This window comes from Azospirillum sp. SYSU D00513 (genome assembly GCF_017356015.1).
Classification (GTDB): domain Bacteria; phylum Pseudomonadota; class Alphaproteobacteria; order Azospirillales; family Azospirillaceae; genus Azospirillum.
Window position 1 is genome coordinate 111,590 of the sequence record NZ_JAFIQV010000001.1, and the last position, 16,675, is coordinate 128,264.

At 68.6% G+C, this 16,675-nt stretch carries 13 protein-coding genes; 6 read left to right on the forward strand and 7 right to left on the reverse strand.

Going from position 1 to position 16,675, the window contains the following annotated elements; genetic code table 11:
* Positions 1-175 precede the first annotated feature (175 nt).
* From sdhC to JUB11_RS00500, 4 genes are read left to right on the forward strand one after another with little or no spacing between them, the layout of a single operon-like run.
* A complete protein-coding gene (gene sdhC, locus JUB11_RS00485; protein ID WP_207455212.1) occupies positions 176-565 on the forward strand; it encodes a succinate dehydrogenase, cytochrome b556 subunit in 390 nt (129 codons plus the stop codon).
* 12 nt (positions 566-577) lie between these two features.
* Entirely contained in the window at positions 578-982 is a 405-nt protein-coding gene (gene sdhD / locus JUB11_RS00490; RefSeq protein ID WP_207455214.1) for a succinate dehydrogenase, hydrophobic membrane anchor protein, read from the forward strand.
* 5 nt (positions 983-987) lie between these two features.
* Positions 988-2,775, forward strand: coding sequence for a succinate dehydrogenase flavoprotein subunit (gene sdhA, locus JUB11_RS00495; RefSeq protein WP_207455219.1), 1,788 nt, complete (start codon positions 988-990; stop codon positions 2,773-2,775).
* A 30-nt stretch (positions 2,776-2,805) separates the two neighbouring features.
* Positions 2,806-3,585, forward strand: coding sequence for a succinate dehydrogenase iron-sulfur subunit (locus tag JUB11_RS00500; RefSeq protein ID WP_207455221.1), 780 nt, complete (start codon positions 2,806-2,808; stop codon positions 3,583-3,585).
* 68 nt (positions 3,586-3,653) lie between these two features.
* On the opposite strand, the gene JUB11_RS00505 is transcribed toward JUB11_RS00500, so the two are convergent.
* Positions 3,654-3,827 (reverse strand): hypothetical protein, encoded by a 174-nt coding sequence (locus tag JUB11_RS00505; protein ID WP_207455223.1) that lies wholly within the window; start codon positions 3,825-3,827, stop codon positions 3,654-3,656.
* A 154-nt stretch (positions 3,828-3,981) separates the two neighbouring features.
* On the opposite strand from JUB11_RS00505, the gene JUB11_RS00510 reads away from it, so the two are divergent.
* The gene (locus tag JUB11_RS00510) at positions 3,982-4,833 is read left to right on the forward strand and encodes a branched-chain amino acid aminotransferase (protein WP_207455224.1); all 852 of its coding nucleotides are present in this window, start codon (positions 3,982-3,984) and stop codon (positions 4,831-4,833) included.
* An 86-nt stretch (positions 4,834-4,919) separates the two neighbouring features.
* On the opposite strand, the gene lpdA is transcribed toward JUB11_RS00510, so the two are convergent.
* On the reverse strand, positions 4,920-6,320 hold the full coding sequence (lpdA, locus tag JUB11_RS00515) for a dihydrolipoyl dehydrogenase (protein ID WP_207455226.1): 1,401 nt from the start codon (positions 6,318-6,320) through the stop codon (positions 4,920-4,922).
* 151 nt (positions 6,321-6,471) lie between these two features.
* Positions 6,472-7,626: a sialidase family protein gene (locus JUB11_RS00520; protein ID WP_207455228.1), complete on the reverse strand. Its 1,155-nt coding sequence runs from the start codon at positions 7,624-7,626 to the stop codon at positions 6,472-6,474.
* A gap of 232 nt (positions 7,627-7,858) precedes the next feature.
* On the opposite strand from JUB11_RS00520, the gene JUB11_RS00525 reads away from it, so the two are divergent.
* Positions 7,859-8,116: a hypothetical protein gene (locus JUB11_RS00525; protein ID WP_207455230.1), complete on the forward strand. Its 258-nt coding sequence runs from the start codon at positions 7,859-7,861 to the stop codon at positions 8,114-8,116.
* A 116-nt stretch (positions 8,117-8,232) separates the two neighbouring features.
* On the opposite strand, the gene JUB11_RS00530 is transcribed toward JUB11_RS00525, so the two are convergent.
* From JUB11_RS00530 to JUB11_RS00545, 4 genes are all read right to left on the reverse strand, one after another.
* A complete protein-coding gene (locus JUB11_RS00530) occupies positions 8,233-11,259 on the reverse strand; it encodes a transglycosylase domain-containing protein (RefSeq protein WP_207455231.1) in 3,027 nt (1,008 codons plus the stop codon).
* A gap of 816 nt (positions 11,260-12,075) precedes the next feature.
* Positions 12,076-13,899, reverse strand: a complete 1,824-nt coding sequence (locus JUB11_RS00535) for an ATP-binding protein (RefSeq protein WP_207455232.1) — start codon at positions 13,897-13,899, stop codon at positions 12,076-12,078.
* Positions 13,900-13,984: 85 nt separating this feature from the next.
* Positions 13,985-14,503 (reverse strand): YfiR family protein, encoded by a 519-nt coding sequence (locus tag JUB11_RS00540; protein ID WP_207455233.1) that lies wholly within the window; start codon positions 14,501-14,503, stop codon positions 13,985-13,987.
* A 98-nt stretch (positions 14,504-14,601) separates the two neighbouring features.
* Positions 14,602-16,503 (reverse strand): TonB-dependent receptor, encoded by a 1,902-nt coding sequence (locus JUB11_RS00545; protein WP_207455234.1) that lies wholly within the window; start codon positions 16,501-16,503, stop codon positions 14,602-14,604.
* Between the last annotated feature and the right edge of the window lie 172 nt (positions 16,504-16,675).

Here is a 16,675-nt window from a genome sequence, read left to right on the forward strand (position 1 = left end):
GATCACGCTGTGTTTTCAGCGGGTTCCCGCTATGCACCGAAACGGCCACGGCCAAGCCGACCCGTCGTTGACTTGGCCTTCCGAGAAGCGTAAGTGAACCGCCAAACCGACAATTTTTTCGCCGGTGCAGCATAGCTCTCGACGCTGCGGCCGGCACCGGACAGAGGACGAAGCAATGGCAAACGGCAGCGGCCGTCCGCTTTCCCCGCATCTGCAAGTCTATCGATGGCAGTACACGATGCTGACGTCGATCCTTCACCGTGCCACGGGCATCGCGCTGACCGTCGGCACGCTGCTGCTGACCTGGTGGCTCGTCGCCGCGGCGAGCGGGCCGGAAGCCTACGCCACCGCGCAGGGCTTCATCGGGTCCTTCTTCGGCATGCTGATCCTGTTCGGCTGGACCTTCGCGCTCTTCTACCACCTGGCCAATGGCATCCGCCATCTGGTGTGGGATGCCGGTCTCGGATTGGACCTCCCCAACGCCGAACGGGGTGCCTATATGGTAGGCGCCTCCTCCATCGGCCTGACGCTCCTGGTCTGGATCGTCGGCCTGATCGTCTGGTGAGGATTCGGGAACATGGCCAACACTCCGCAAAACAAGCAGAACCTGCGCTCCCCGCTGGCCGAGGCCCGGGGCCTCGGCTCGGCCAAGTACGGCACGGAGCACTGGTGGCACCAGCGGCTGATCTCCATCGCCCTGATCCCGCTGACGATCTGGTTCGTCCTGGCCGTGATCGCGCATCTTGGCGCCGGCTATGACGAGTTCGTGGCCTGGATGCGCTCGCCCTTCTCGGCGATCATGATGATCCTGACGGTCGCGATGACCTTCCACCACGCCCAGTCGGGCATGCAGGTGGTGTTCGAGGACTATCTCCACGTCGAGTGGCAGAAGATGGCCGCGATCATCGCCGTCAAGTTCATCTGCTTCGCGCTGGCGGCGGCCTGCATCTTCGCCGTCCTCAAGATTTCCTTCGGAGCCTGACGTCCATGGCGACCGCGTACAACATCATCGACCACACCTACGACGTCGTCGTCGTCGGCGCCGGCGGCGCGGGTCTGCGCGCCACCTTCGGCATGGCCGAAAAGGGCCTGAAGACCGCCTGCATCACCAAGGTGTTCCCGACCCGCAGCCACACGGTGGCCGCGCAGGGCGGCATCTCGGCGGCACTCGGCAACATGAGCGAGGACGACTGGCGCTTCCACATGTACGACACCGTCAAGGGGTCGGACTGGCTGGGCGACCAGGACGCCATCGAGTACATGTGCCGCGAGGCCATCCCGGCGATCATCGAGCTGGAGCATTACGGCGTGCCCTTCTCGCGCACCCCCGAGGGCAAGATCTACCAGCGCGCCTTTGGCGGCATGACCGCGCATTTCGGCAAGCAGCAGGCCTACCGCACCTGCGCCGCCGCCGACCGCACCGGCCACGCCATCCTCCACACCCTCTACCAGCAGTCGCTGAAGCATGAGGCGGAGTTCTACGTCGAGTATTTCGCGCTCGACCTGATCATGGAAGACGGCGAGTGCCGCGGCGTCATCGCCTGGAACCTCGCCGACGGCACGATCCACCGCTTCCGTGCCCATCTGGTGGTGCTGGCGACGGGCGGCTATGGGCGCGCCTACTTCTCCTGCACGTCCGCCCACACCTGCACCGGCGACGGCAACGCCATGGTGCTGCGCGCCGGCCTGCCGCTGCAGGACATGGAGTTCGTGCAGTTCCACCCGACGGGCATCTACGGCTCCGGCTGCCTCATCACCGAGGGTGTGCGCGGCGAGGGCGGCTACCTCACCAACTCCAACGGCGAGCGCTTCATGGAGCGCTACGCGCCGTCGGCCAAGGACCTCGCCTCGCGCGACGTGGTCAGCCGTTCCATGACCATCGAGATCCGCGAGGGGCGCGGCGTCGGTCCGGACAAGGACCACATCCACCTGCACCTGGAGCATCTGCCGGCGGACATCATCCACCAGCGGCTGCCGGGCATCGCCGAGACGGCGAAGATCTTCGCCGGCGTGGACGTGACGAAGGAGCCGATCCCGGTCCTGCCGACCGTCCACTACAACATGGGCGGCATCCCGACCAACTTCCGCTGCGAGGTGGTCCAGCCGACCGCCGAGAATCCGGACCAGGTCGTGCCCGGCCTGATGGCCATCGGCGAGGCCGCCTGCGTGTCGGTGCATGGCGCCAACCGGCTGGGCTCCAACTCGCTGCTCGACCTCGTGGTGTTCGGCCGCTCGGCCGCCATCCGCGCCGCCGAGCTGGTGCCGGCCGGCAAGTCGCACCGCCCGCTGCGGGCCGACAGCGCCGACTTCGCCCTGGAGCGCTTCGACCGCATCCGCAACGCCAACGGCTCGATCCGTTCCGGCGACCTGCGGCTGGAGATGCAGCGGACCATGCAGAACAACTGCGCGGTCTTCCGCACCGGCGAGGTTCTGGAGGAGGGCTCCAAGCTCATCTCCGACACCTTCGCGAAGAAGGGCGAGGTCAGCATCGCCGACCGGTCGCTGGTCTGGAACTCCGACCTGGTCGAGGCCATCGAGCTGGACAACCTGCTCTACCAGGCGGTCGCCACCATGCACTCGGCCCGCAACCGTCCGGAAAGCCGCGGCGCCCACGCGCGCGAGGACTTCCCGAACCGCGACGACGAGAACTGGATGAAGCACACGGTGACCTGGGTGTCCGAGACGGGCGAGACCCGCATCGGCTACCGCCCGGTCCACCTCTACACCCTGACCGACGAGGTCGAGGTGTTCCCGCCCAAGGCCCGCGTCTACTAAGCCCGCGTCAACGCCAAGGATAACGAAGTCATGGCTGAATTCGCCCTGCCCGCCAATTCGAAGATCGGCGTCGGCAAGACCATCAACGCCGCCAACGGCGCCAAGCGGGCCAAGACCTTCAAGATCTACCGCTGGAACCCCGAGGACGGCCAGAACCCGCGCATCGACAGCTACACGGTCGATCTCGACAAGTTCGGCCCGATGGTCCTGGACGCGATCATCTACATCAAGAACAACGTCGACCCGACGCTGACCTTCCGGCGCAGCTGCCGCGAGGGCATCTGCGGGTCCTGCGCGATGAACATCGACGGCACCAACACGCTGGCCTGCCTGAAGGCCATCGAGGAGGTCGCCGGCGACGTGAAGATCTACCCGCTGCCGCACATGCCGGTGGTGAAGGACCTCGTCCCCGACCTGACGCACATCTACGCGCAGCTCGCCTCGGTGAAGCCCTGGCTGCAGTCGCAGTCGCCGGCCCCGCCCGACCGCGAGCGGCTGCAGTCGCCGGAGGACCGCGCCAAGCTGGACGGCCTCTACGAGTGCATCCTGTGCTTCTGCTGCTCGACCTCCTGCCCCAGCTACTGGTGGAACGGCGACCGCTATCTCGGCCCGGCCGTCCTGCTCCAGGCCTACCGCTGGATCGTCGACAGCCGCGACGAGATGACAGGCGAGCGCCTCGACATGCTCGAGGACCCGTTCCGCCTCTACCGCTGCCACACCATCATGAACTGCACCAAGACCTGCCCGAAGGGTCTGAACCCGGCGAAGGCCATCGCCGAGATCAAGAAGCTGATGGTGGTGCGCCGCTGACCCTCGCCCTCACGGGCTGACGCATAAGGAAGGGGTCCCGTCCGGGACCCCTTCTTGCTTTTCGGGGATCAGAAATCCGGATCGGTCGGCGTCATCGGCGGAAGGTCGGTGCCGGGGCCGAGCGGCGCCTCGCGGCCCGGCACGCCGGGGTTCGGCAGGTCCGGGTTGTCGGTGCTCGGCATCGGGATCGGCGCGTCCTCGTTGGGACCGGGAAAGGGCGAGGCGTTGAGCATCGGGTCCATGGGCGGAAGGCTCCTCGTCTGGTTCGGACTCATGCTGTCTCAACCAACCAGACGGCCCGTTCGCGCGGCTTGAAGCCCGGCGATATGGGGGTATCCTCTTCCGCATCCCCTTAGAACATTCGAACCAAGCACACAGACACAGGGAACAGAGTTCATGGCAAGCACGGCGGCCCGCGCGGTCAACTACGTCAACGGCGAATGGGTCGAAGGCAACCCCGCCATCGTCGGCCCGATGAGCCACACCTTCTGGCTCGCCTCGACCGTCTTCGACGGCGCCCGCGCCTTCGAGGGCGTGGCCCCCGACCTCGACCAGCATTGCGAGCGCGTGGTCCGCTCGGCCGCCGCCATGGGGCTGGAGGCGACCCTGACCGCCAAGGAAATCGAGGCGCTGTGCCGCGAGGCCATCGCCAAGTTCCCCAAGGACGCCGCCCTCTACATCCGCCCGATGTTCTACGCGGAAGAGGGCTTCGTCGCTCCCGACCCCGCCACCACGCGCTTCGTGCTGTCGGTCTATGAGTCGCCGATGCCCGGCACCGCCGGCTTCACCGCCTGCCTGTCCAGCCGCCAGCGCCCGGCGCCGAGCATGGCGCTGACCAGCGCCAAGGCCGCCAGCCACTACCCGAACGCCGGCGCCGCCCTGCGCGAGGCGCGGACGCGCGGCTTCGACAACGCCATCATGCTGGACCCGACCGGCAACGTGGCGGAGTTCGCGACCTCCAACCTCTTCATCGCCAAGGACGGCGCGGTCGCCACCCCCGTCCCCAACGGCACCTTCCTGAACGGCATCACCCGCCAGCGCGTCATCAAGCTGCTGCGCGAGGCGGGCGTCACGGTGGAGGAGCGCACGGTGACGGTCGCCGACGTGACGGCGGCGGACGAGGTCTTCTCCACCGGCAACTACGCCAAGGTCGTGCCGGTGACCCGCGTGGAGGACCGCGACCTCCAGCCCGGCCCACTCTTCCAGCGCGCGCGCGAGCTGTACTGGGCCTACGCGCACCGTTCCTGAGCGGTGCTGCGGGAAAGCCCCTGAAAAGGAAAAGGCGCCGCCCCCGAGGGGACGGCGCCTTTTTCGTGCCTTCGGGCGAAACCCGCTTACATGTGCAGCGGGCGGCCGGCGACGGCGAGTGCCGCCTCCTTGGTGACCTCGGCCAGGGTCGGGTGCGCGTGGCAGGTGCGGGCGATGTCCTCGGCGGACGCGCTGTACTCCATCGCGATGCCGATCTCCGCGATCATCTCCGACACGTTCGGGCCGACCATGTGGACGCCGAGCACCTTGTCGGTGCGGGCGTCGGCCAGGATCTTCACGAAGCCGTCGGTGGTAGCGATGGCGCGGGCGCGGCCGTTGGCGGTGAAGGGGAATTTGCCGGCCTTGTACTCGATGCCGGCGGCCTTCAGCTCCTCCTCGGACTTGCCGATGGCAGCCACTTCCGGCCAGGTGTAAACGACGCCGGGGACGAGGTCGTGGTTGACGTGGCCCGCCTGGCCCGCCAGCAGCTCGGCGAGCGCCACGCCCTCCTCTTCGGCCTTGTGGGCCAGCATCGGACCCTCGACCACGTCGCCGATGGCGTAGATGCCCGGCACGTTGGTGCGGAAGTGGCCGTCGATCTTCACGCGGCCGCGGTTGTCCGTCTCCACCCCGACGCTGTCCAGACCCAGACCCTGGGTGTGGGCGCGGCGGCCGATGGCAACCAGCACCACGTCGGCCTCGATCTCCTCGGCGCTGCCGCCGGCGGCCGGCTCCAGCGACAGGGTCACGCCGGTGTTGGTAACCTTGGCGCCGGTGACCTTGGCGCCGAGCTTGAAGCTCATGCCCTGCTTGCCGAGGATGCGCTGCATGGTCTTGGAGACCTCGCCGTCCATGGTCGGCAGCACGCGGTCGAGATACTCGACCACCGTGACCTGCGCGCCGAGGCGGCCCCAGACCGAACCCATCTCCAGCCCGATGACGCCGCCGCCGATGACGACGAGGCGCTTCGGCACCTCCGGCAGGGCGAGCGCGCCGGTGGAGGAGACGATCTTCTGCTCGTCGATCTCCAACCCCGGCAGCGGCGTGACCTCGGAGCCGGTGGCGATCACGATGGCCTTGGAGGCGGTGACCGTGCCGACGCCCTCGACCTCGACGGTGCCGGGTGCCGTGATGCGGCCGGCGCCCTTTAGCCAGGCGATCTTGTTCTTCTTGAACAGGAACTCGATGCCGCCGGTGTTCTCCTTGACCACCTTGTCCTTGTGGGCGAGCATGCCCGGCAGATCGAGTTCGACGCCGCCGACCTTCACGCCGAACTTGGCGAGGCCGTGCTTGGCCTCCTCGAACTTCTCGGACGCGGTGAGAAGGGCCTTGGACGGGATGCAGCCCACGTTCAGGCAGGTGCCGCCGAGCGCGCTGCGCTTCTCGACGCAGGCCACCTTGAAGCCGAGCTGTGCCGCCCGGATCGCGCAGACATACCCACCGGGGCCGCCGCCGATGACGACGACGTCGTAAGTGCTTTCAGCCATGAGAGGCTTTCCTTCCGCCATTCTTGTCGTTGCCAAAAGCCGTCCCGTCCAGCGGGGATAGCACGCGGCGATTTATGCCCACCTTGGGCGCGGCTGGCAACGCTTCCCTTCGCCGCCGCGGGACGGGCCGGGTTGCCCGCCGGTCATGGCACTATCCGAGCGTCAGCACGGTCCCCGCGACGTGGCGGACGCCGTCGGCATCGCACATGTAGTAGACGGCCATGACCCGCCCGTCCGGCAGGGCCGCCGCCCAGGGATAGCCCACGTCGGCCGAGGCCGCGTCGTCGCGCAGGATAATCTCCGGCGCGTCGCCGATCTCCCCGCGCGCCGGGTCCCAGAGGCGCGCCCGCACGCCGAAGGGTTCGTGCCGGTAGCCGCCGACCACCAGCAGCCGCCCGTCGGGCAGCGGGCAGGCATCAAAGGGGTGGCCGATCACCGGCTGGACCCGCCAGGGCTCCCAGCTGTGGCCCCCGTCGCGCGAGACGGAGGTCGCCAGCCGGTCGTCCAGCCCGGTGGTGCGGTGGAAGGCGATCAGCCGGCCGTCGGCCGCCAGCGCCAGCGCGCTCTCGCAGAAACCCGCCATCTTCTCCCCGTCGATGGCGATCAGCGACCGGTACTCCCAGCTCTCGCCCCGGTCGGCGGAGGCGTAGAGATGGCTCGCGTAGCGGCCGTTGCCGGGGTGGAAGGTGTAGGTGGCCTGGAGGATGGTCCCGTCCGGCAGTTCCACCGCGCGCCCGCGCAAGGCCCCGCCCAGCATCCGGCGCATGCCGGGCACCACGTCCCCATGGCCGGGCAGCGGCGGCAGGAAGCGGTGCGGCGACCAGCTCCGCCCGCCATCGTCGCTCCAGCGCGCGTAGGCGCCCCAGAACAGGTAGATGTCGCCGGTCTGCTGCGGGCTGCCCACGACGGCAGCACCCAGCGCGCGCAGGGCCTCGCCCTCCTTGGCGGGCAGCGGGTACCAGCAGAAGCCGGTCAGCAGCACGCGCCCGTCGCGCAGCACCAGGAGGCTGGGATCCTGGTCGGCGGCCTGCGGGTCGGGCGGCAGCGTCAGGGGATCGCCGGCCGCCCTGCCCTCCCTGTCCAGCCGCAGGAGGACGATCTGCGAACGGGAGTCCAGGTGATCGACATGCTTCAGCCCGGTTTCCGTGCGCCGGTACTCCTCGCCGCGAAGCCAGCGGTGGTCGCGGGCGCGGCGGAAGGCGACCAGCGCCGCCCCGTCCGGCAGGGCCGCGATGGAGGGAAAGGAGGCGTAGAAGAACGGGTCGCGGTAGACGGTCCCGTGCGACACGGAAAAGCGGCTGGTCATTCCTTGCTCCAAAGCCGGGCCTGCCTGAGCCTACCCCGGCGCGGGCCTTCCGGGCCACAGTCCCGCGCGCGCCGGACCAGGGCGGCGCCGAACCGGCTGTATTTGATCTGTTCTTCACCCTCGCCGCTTGAGACCTTTCCGGCAAAGCAGCCGTGCCATAGGGGTAAGAATTTCTTTACCAAGAGCGCAGATGATGGGGGCATCATTTCTTCCCCTTCCGAAAGCCACACCGATGTTGTCCGACACCACCCTGCGCGTGGACGATCTGTCGCCGGAGGAGATCGCCTCCGTCCTGCGCGCCTACGAGGACGGGATCGGCTGCGCGGACCATGACGACGCCTTCGACCGGGCGGTGGATGCCCTGCGCGCGATCCGGCCGCAGCTCCCCGCCAACATCGCCGGCAGCGAGGTCGAACTGCTGCTCGCCGGCGCGGTCGTCCCCTTCGCGCCCACCGCAGTCGCCGCCGCGCCCTACGTCTTCTGCGAATAAGCCTCGGGCCTCGCCCGAAGAAGAAAAGCCCGCCCCGGATCGCCGGGGCGGGCTTTTCGCGTTCCTGGACCATGCGGCTCCCGGCCCTCCTCGAAGGAGGGTCGGGAGGTCGCTTCTCAGAGCCCCGTCTGCGGCTTCGTGGTGTTGTCGGCGGTGCGGGTTTCCGCCGGGTTGATCAGCGGCTGGAGGGCCGGGGCGATGCTCTTCAGGAGCTGGGCCGGCAGCGCGCTGGTGAAGCGGTAGTGGTCGGCCTCCGGCCCCTGCACGAAAGCGGTCATGGTGCCGAAGAAGCGGTCGCCGATGTAGAAGGCGAAGGTGGCCGTCCGGTTCACCGCCCGCGATTCGATCAGCCGCCCGCCGGCGCCGTAGCGGTCGAGACGGTGGTCGCCGGTGCCGGTCTTGCCGCCGATCGGAATGATCTCGCCCGAGGCGTCCTTGAAGGAGCCCCAGACGCGCTTGGCGGTGCCGTTCTGGGCGACGTCCATCAGCGCCTTGCGCAGGGTGGCGCAGATCTCCGGCCGCAGCACGCGCTCGCCCTTCAGCGGCCCCAGCCCGACGACCGCCTCGTAGGGCGTGCCGGCGGCGAAGTGCAGCTTCTTCACGCGCACGGTCGGCTGGCGGATGCCGTCGTTGAGGATGATGCCCATCAGCTCGGCCAGCGCCGCCGGCCGGTCGGCGGAGCTGCCGATGGCCGTGGCGAAGGAGGGCACCAGCCGCTCGAACGGGTAGCCCAGCCGGCGCCATGCCTCCGTCACGCGCTGGAAGGCCTCTTCCTCCAGCCCGATGCGGATGCGGGTGTTCTGCGCGGACAGGCCCTTCTTGAACAGCCACTTGTAGCTTTCCTGGCGCTCCCCGACGCTGGCGTCCAGCACCTCGCGGCGCTTGGCGCCGGGGTTCTCCTGGAGATAGGCGACCAGCCACAGCTCCAGCGGGTGGATGCGCGCCAGATAGCCCAGGTCGTTCAGCGGGAAGCTGCCGGGGCCGTATTTCGCGTAGAGGCCGGAGACGGTCTTGTCGTCCAGCTTGGCGTCGGGCAGCCGGGCACGCATGAACTTGGCGAACTCCTCCACCCCGGCCTTGGGCCGGACGGTGCGGAAGATCACCGCCATGCGGTGCGCCGCCGGCCGCGACCGGCTGGCGAGCAGGGTCAGCGCCTCGTCCGGGCTGCGCTTGGCGTAGAGGGTGTAGAAGCGGTTCAGGAACTCGCTGCCTTCCTTGTCGGCGAAGCGGGCGAGATAGGCCTGGCGCGCGGGATGGTCGGGATTCTGCAGGATGTCGCCGGTGTCGTCGCCGCCCTCGGACATGTAGAACTGCACGATGTCGCGCATCATGCGGATGAAGGGCAGGTTGACGGAGCTGCGCAGCGATTCCGTCACCGTCAGGATGCTGCCGTTGTCCTTGTTGTTGAAGTTCACGAAGCTGTGCAGCCCGCCGCCGGTGAAGAAGGCCTCGGCCGGGCTGGCCGAGTAGCGGCGCTCCATGGCGGCGTCGAGCATCGCGGTCAGCGACCGGTCGCCGCCCGCCATCAGCCAGCCCGCGACCCAGCGCGTCAGGTTGTCCGACGCCTCCGCCTCCACGTCCGCCAGGAAATCCTTGGGCAGATGGGCGTAGCGGGCGTGCAACTCGGCGATGATCTCCAGATAGGTCGTCAGCGTCCGCAGCTTCGCGGTCGAGCCGAGGTCGAGCTTGGCTCCCTCGTTGATGTCCAGCGGCTGGTCCAGGTTGTCGGCCTGAATGCGCAGGTAGTTGGCGTCGGCCCCGCGCTCGTACAGCGTGACCGAATAGATGATCTTCGACATGTCCGTGGACTTGGTGTCGATCAGCCGGTCGCCGGTCAGCCCCATCTGCTGCGCGAAGGCCGGGTCGCCGAGCTTCCCCAGCACCTCGACCACGCGGGCCTGGGTCGGCGCGTCGAGCGTCGATTCGGCGGTCATGTCCACGCGGTCGAGCTGGTAGAGGCTCGACACGCCCATCATGGACAGGAGCTTCGCGCGGATGGCGTTGGGCGCCTTCTGCTCGACGAAGGAGGCGGTCTGGGCCGCGGGCGGCGTGTCGCGGTAGGTCAGCGTGACCTTCAGCGCGGCGTCGCGCAGCGTCCCGTCGATCACGCCCGCCGAGGCCAGGACGCGCAGGTGGCTGTCGGCCAGACGCTCCAGCGCGGCGCGGTCCTGGATCAGGTAGTAGGAGGGGCGGCGCTGGGCCAGCAGCAAGCAGAGCACCTGCTTGTAGACGGTCGCCTTGGCCCGCATCGCCTTCTCGTCGGCGACCGGCTGAGACAGCAGCTTTTCCGCGGCGGAGAGTTCCGTGCCGTACCAGGCCCACAGCCCGTCGCCCAGCCCGTTGACCTCGCCGAAGCCGGGGCGCGCGGTCAGAGGGGTGGAGTTCAGGTAGTCCACCAGGATGCGCTTGCGGTGCTCGCTCGTGTCCTCGCCGTCGAGGTAGGCGCGCACGCTGGCCGAGGCCATCTGGCGCAGCTTCTCCGTCGCCCCGATGGTCTGGCCGTCCGGGGAATGGCGGTACTTCTCGATCTGGGTGGCCAGCGTGGAGCCGCCGGGCGAACGCGTGCCCGGCCGGATGTACTGCACCGGCAGGGTCAGCAGCGCGCCGGCGAAGCGGTCCCACTCCACGGCCGGGTTGCGGCGCGGCTCGTCCTGGTTCAGCAGCTCGCGGTTCTCGATGAACAGGAGCGTGTCGCGGACCAGCGGCGGCACGTCCTCGAAACGGGCGAACACCCGCTCCGGGTAGCGCGCCTGGAACATCGTCTCGCCGCTGCGGTCGAGCAGCGTCAGCCCGGCCTGCGTCTTTTCCTTGTAGATCGGGAAGCCACCGTTCGCCATGAAGGAATCGAGCCGCGGCGACGCCTTCGCCTGCATCTCGATCGTGTACATGTCGCTGGTGAGCGCGCCGAGATAGCCCGGCAGGCCGCTGTAGCCGAAGCGCTCGTTGTAGGGACCCTGGGTCGGGTAGCGGGCTTCCGGGTTCGGGCCCTCGCGCAGCTCGAAGCTCATCTCCTTCGCGACGGTGGAGAGCAGCCGCGCCTGCAGGCGCGAGGTGCGCATTTCCTCCGACGCGACGAGCCAGGCGCCGCCGAGCGTCGCCGACAGGACAACGACCGAAACAGAAACCCGCCAAAACCGCTTCATCCTGGCTCCAGCCGCGTCACGCGCTATCTAACCGCCGGCGGAAATTCGCCGGGTCATAGACCGGAGGCTAGGGTTCGGATGGTTAACAGACGGTATAGGAATTCCCCTTTCGAGCACCAAAAACCTCCACAAAAAAGTCCTAGCCCTAAAAATGGAGGTAGTGTGGCGCGGCGGGCACGGCTTCGACTTGGGCCGGGGAAGACAAGGCAAGGCCAAGGCGTTTTTTGCATTTGCAATGAATTTTCGGAAAAGCCGATGTCATTGTCACAGCGCCCGGACTTTGCGCCGCCGGGCACCGATTCGCGCGCATCGAACGGCTAAGGTTGCGCTTGGCGTCTTGGCAGGCGGAGTTGGCGTGAACGGTGAAAGTCGCGGATTGCGGAGGGAGATGCGGCGGGATGGGGCTTCGCGCAAGGGCGGCAACGTAAACGCTGACCGGCTGACGCAAGCGTCCGAGCACCCTTCCGCCGTCGTCCCGGCGAAAGCGCATGGGCGCTAACTTTTGCACATCGGCCCGGTTATCCGAAGCCTGCAACCTCCCTCAGCGTCATTCCCGCGAAACGCTCTCGGCGAATGCCTCTGGCATTCGCTTGCCGCGTCAGAGCAAACGAAGTTTGCGTGAGAGCGGGAATCCAGTTCCTCCCATAGCGGAACCGTTGGAAACCCTGGCTCCCCGCGTCCGCGGGGATGACGGTGAAAGGGTGTTCGGAAGGTTGCTTCAGTCAGTTAGCCGTGAAACTCAGCGCCCATGCGCGAACGCAGGAATCCAGGCTTCACTCGGACAGCGCGCAACCGAAGGCTCTACCTGCCCCGCCCCTACCCCGCGTGGGTCATCTCCTGCACCTTCGCCAGGAAGGCACCCATGGAGACCGGCTTGCTCAGCAGCTGCGTGTCAGGGTCGAGAGGGCCGTCGCCCAGGCCGGTGTTGTGGGCGTAGCCCGTCAGGAAGAGCACCTTCAGCCCGGGCCGGATCTGCCGCGCCATCTCGGCGAGCTGGCGGCCGTTCATGCCGGGCATGCCGACGTCCGTCGCCAGCAGATCGATCCGCGTGTCGGAGCGCAGGATGGCGAGCGCGCCCTCCCCCTCCTCCGCCTCGATCACGGTGTAATCCTGCTCCTCCAGCGTCGCCACCAGGAGCATGCGAACGAGCGCCTCGTCCTCCACCACCAGAACCGTGCCCTGTCCACGCAACGGCGCCGCCGTCATGGTCTCCTGCGCGGCGTCCTCGGCGTCGGCTCCGTTGTGGCGCGGCAGGTAGAGCGTCACGGTCGTGCCCTGGCCGGGCATGCTGTCGATGCGGGCATGGCCGCCGGACTGGCGGGCGAAGCCGTAGAGCTGGCTCAAGCCCAGCCCGGTGCCCTGGCCGATGGGCTTGGTCGTGAAGAAGGGCTCGAAAGCGCGCTCCTGCACGTCGGGCGGCATGCCCGTCCCGGTGTCGGAGACGGACAGCATGACGTAAGAGCCGGGCTCCAGCCCCGGCACGAGTGCCGCGTGGCCGGCGTCCAGCTCGATGTTGTCGGTCTCGACGATGATGCGGCCGCCGTCGGGCATGGCGTCGCGCGCGTTGATCGCCAGGTTCAGCAGCGCGTTCTCGATCTGGTTGGCGTCCGCCCAGACCCGCCACAGCCCGTTCCCCGGGACCAGATCCACCCGCACCGATTCGCCGACGGAGCGGCGGACCAGCTCGTGCATGCCGGAAACCAGCGCGTTGAGATCGACGCAGGTCGGACTCAGCGGCTGACGCCGCGAGAAGGCGAGCAGCCGCTGGGTCAGGCCGGCGGCCCGGTTCACCGCCGAGCGCGCCGCCTTAACATACTGGTCGATGTCGTGGCGGCCGGCGGCGAGCCGCCGCTCCAGAAGCTCCAGGCTGCCCCCGACGGCCTGGAGCAGGTTGTTGAAGTCGTGCGCGACGCCGCCGGTCAGCTGGCCCACCGCCTCCATCTTCTGGCTCTGGCGCAGGGCTTCCTCCGCCCGTTCGCGCTCGGCCGTCTCCGCCTGGAGCCGCGCGTAGGCTTCCGCCAGCGCGTCGGTCCGGCCCCTCAGCTCGGCGTTCGCCCTGGACAGGGCGGCATGGGCGGCGCCCAGCACGACGACCAGCAGCGAGGCCATCGTCACCAGCAGCGCGATCCCGCCGTAACGCTCCAGCCGGCGGACGAAGGGTTCCAGCACGACGCGCAGGCGCACGGAGCCGAGTTCGACGTTGCCCTGGGTCACCGGCCGCGACACGGTCACGAAGCCGTCCTCCGTCCGCCCATCGGACAGCGAGGCGGTGTCCACGGCCGGAAAGCCCGCATCGGCGTTGCCGCGGGCGTAGCTCACGAACAGCACGCCCTTGGCGTCATAGACGGCGGCGGACCGGATTTCCCGGTTGGCCTGGAGCGCGTCCACATATTCCTGGGCGGCGATCCGGTCGTTGAAGGCCAGGGCCGCCGTCACGGTGGCGGCGAGGATCGCCGCCTGCGCGCCCGCCTCGTCGGTCTTCTGGAGCGTGTAGGCCCGCTCGTTGTAGACGGCGATGCCCACGCCGGCGAGCAGCAGGGCGATGGCGGCCGTCAGCGCCATGGCGGGAACCAGCCTCCAGAGCCTCGGCAAACGGACCACCGGAGCGTCGGCGGCCGGCAGCCGGGTCTCCGGGGCCAAGCCTCCGGGAGAGGAGTCTTCGGGGGAGGGACCGGCTGGAAGCCGGGCTTCCGCTCTCTGAACCGATTGAGCCACGCCGGACCTCCTAGCCCCGATGCCGGACGGAAACCGCCAGGCTCAACAGCTTCGAACTGATGGAAAGCCCGCTTTCGGCGGCGGCGCGGTCGTCGATCTCGAAACGGACGCGGCCCTCGCGGAGCACGAAGTTTATCATGCCCTTCGCGCGCGGCTCCGTCGCCGCGTCCGTCACCGTCAGCACCGGCCGGCCACGCAGCTGCGCCAGCGCCTCGGCCGCCGCCGGGGCCGCGACCTCATGCAGGTACAGGACATGGCAGCCGCGGCCCGCATCGGCGCCGCGCAGCCGCAGCACCGCGATGCCGTGGCCGCCGACGCTCTGCCCGGCCACCGCCCGGTCGAGGGCCCCGCCGAAGGGGTCGTTCCCCAGGATGCAGAGGTTGAAGGGGCTGGACGGTCCGGCATGGGCCGACGGCGGCCACTCGATGAAGGGCGGGAGCTTGTAGAGATAGGTCGCCTTGACGGCGTCTTCGAGCGCCGTGTCCTGGGCCGCCCCGGCCGGCGGGGCGGACAGCAGCGCCGTTCCCACCAACGCAGGCCCGATCAGCGCATGGCCAATCAGCGCAGGAAGCCTCCCCCACCGCAGCAGCCGCCGAAGAAAACCGTGCCGCCCCCCGGATGCCATCCCTAGAACACCGCGCGCAGGCGCCCGTAGACCGAACGTCCGATGTAGCGCTCCGAACTGGTCGAGGGATTGATCGTCTCAAGATGGCGCTGGTCCAGCAGGTTCTGGCCGTGCAGCGAGAATTCGAGCGCCGGGGTGACCTGCCAGCCGATGTGGGCGTCCAGCTCCGTGTAGGCCGGCACGTCCGAAGGGGTCACATGGCCGACCCGGCGCAGCATGAAGTCGAGCCACACGCCCGGCGCCAGCATCATCTCCGACCGGAGCTGCGCCTGGTACTCGGGATCATCGCCGGCCGCCTGGAGGTTCGACGCATCGATCGCGCCCGATTCAAGCTCCAGGTTCTTTCGCAGCCAGTTGCCGCCGGCCTTGAGCGTCCACCAGTCGTTGACGCGGAGGCTTCCCCAGCTCTCCACCCCCCAGGTCTCGCCCTGGAGATCGTTGCGGAAACGCAGCGGCAGGGCCGTGCCGCCAGCGCGCCCGGTCGTCCGCAGATGATCGTAGATGTTGTAGAAGGCCGAGACGGACAGGGTCGTCCGCGCCGTCGGCTGGCCGCGGTAGCCGATCTCGAAGGCGGTCAGCTCCTCCGACCGGAAGTCGGAGGCCTCGACCAGGATGCCCGGCGCGCTCAGCTCCCGGTCCACGCGGGAGGGTGTGCGGACAGCGCGCGAGACCGCACCCCAGAGAAGCGTGCTGTCGTCGAGCTGCCAGGCGAGCCGCGCGTTGGGCAGGAATTCGAAGCCGGTGTAGCTGTTGCGCTCCGCCTTGAGGCCGACCGTCAGCTTCAGGTCGGGGCGCAGCGCGAACTCGTCCTGGACGAAGAGGTTGGCGACGGACAGCGTCTCCGACGGATCGGCGTAGGCGAAAAGGCCCGGCGTCGTGAAGTCGGAATGCCAGAGCCGGTATTCCCCGCCCCAGACGATCTGGTGCCGGTCACCGAGCTTGAAGTTGTGCTGGGCCTGGATGTCCCAGGTCGTGAGTTCGTCGTCGGCGAGGAGGTATTCGCGGTCCTTGCGGTCGTAGTAGGCCTGGAGCGAGACGGACGACCCGTCGCCGAGCTGGCGCGTCCAGCGGCCGAGCAGGTTCCCGCCCTCCAGCGTCATGTCCAGGAAGGCGGTCAGGTTGCGGTAGGTATCGCCCTGGAGCGTGTAGCTGTCCCGCCCGCCCTCGCTGGCGCCATCGATGCGGAAGCCCGCCTGGCTGCCGCGGAAGGCGTCCTTCGACCGGTCGGAGGAGCGGAGCGGTTCCGTGTTCGGGCGGTCGAAACCGCTGGCGTAGAGGCGGTAGCTCCCCGTCTCCCCGAAACGGCCGCCATAACGGACCGTCCCGCCGCTGTCGCGGTTGCCGGCATGGGCATCGACCAGGAAGCCCTGGGTGTCTCGGCTGTGCCGGGTGATGACGTTGATCACGCCGTTGACCGCGTTGGCGCCCCACAAGGTGCCGCCCGGCCCGCTGATCACCTCGATCCGCTCCACGTCGGCGAGCGGGACGTCCACGGATTCCCAGAACACGGTCGCGGCGAAGGGGGAATAGACGCTGCGCCCGTCCACGAGGACCAGCAGCTTGTTGGCGGATTCCTGCGAATTGAAGCCGCGCGCCGTGACCGAGTAGTTGTAGGCATTGAGCCGCGCCACCTCCAGGTTGGGGGCAAGGCGCAGCGCTTCCGGCAGACTGGTGGCGCCGGTGCGCCGGATGTCCTCGGCGGTGATGACGAAGACGGCGGCCGCCGCCTGGCTCAAGGGTTCCGGCCGCTTGGAGATCGAAGTGACCTCGATGTTGGCCAGCTCCTCCAGCGACAGGGTCGACAGCTGTTCGAGGGTCTGCGCCTGCACGTCGACGGGCCGCGCCTGGACCACGACGGCGCCGACCAGCAACGCCGTGCAGGACGCCGAAAGGGTCCGCGCCACGCGACCGCCCATGAAACGACGGCGCTTCCCGCGCCCGCCCTGACCCGCCATCGATTGTCCTGAAGGAAGCCGCCGGATGAACTGAACGCCCCTGTATACCACTGCAGGACGCGGCACTCCTTAGGCGTAAGGGCAGGCGGCTGGGTTAGTACTTTCAGCGGGTAATAGGATG

Excerpts from the sequence above, each read along its gene's own strand:
- lpdA (WP_207455226.1), bottom strand. The coding sequence starts at position 6,320 with ATGGCTGAAAGCACTTACGACGTCGTCGTCATCGGCGGCGGCCCCGGT.
- JUB11_RS00520 (WP_207455228.1), bottom strand. The coding sequence starts at position 7,626 with ATGACCAGCCGCTTTTCCGTGTCGCACGGGACCGTCTACCGCGACCCG.
- JUB11_RS00525 (WP_207455230.1), top strand. The coding sequence starts at position 7,859 with ATGTTGTCCGACACCACCCTGCGCGTGGACGATCTGTCGCCGGAGGAG.
- JUB11_RS00505 (WP_207455223.1), bottom strand. The coding sequence starts at position 3,827 with ATGGACCCGATGCTCAACGCCTCGCCCTTTCCCGGTCCCAACGAGGAC.
- sdhC (WP_207455212.1), top strand. The coding sequence starts at position 176 with ATGGCAAACGGCAGCGGCCGTCCGCTTTCCCCGCATCTGCAAGTCTAT.
- sdhA (WP_207455219.1), top strand. The coding sequence starts at position 988 with ATGGCGACCGCGTACAACATCATCGACCACACCTACGACGTCGTCGTC.
- JUB11_RS00500 (WP_207455221.1), top strand. The coding sequence starts at position 2,806 with ATGGCTGAATTCGCCCTGCCCGCCAATTCGAAGATCGGCGTCGGCAAG.
- JUB11_RS00510 (WP_207455224.1), top strand. The coding sequence starts at position 3,982 with ATGGCAAGCACGGCGGCCCGCGCGGTCAACTACGTCAACGGCGAATGG.
- sdhD (WP_207455214.1), top strand. The coding sequence starts at position 578 with ATGGCCAACACTCCGCAAAACAAGCAGAACCTGCGCTCCCCGCTGGCC.
- JUB11_RS00530 (WP_207455231.1), bottom strand. The coding sequence starts at position 11,259 with ATGAAGCGGTTTTGGCGGGTTTCTGTTTCGGTCGTTGTCCTGTCGGCG.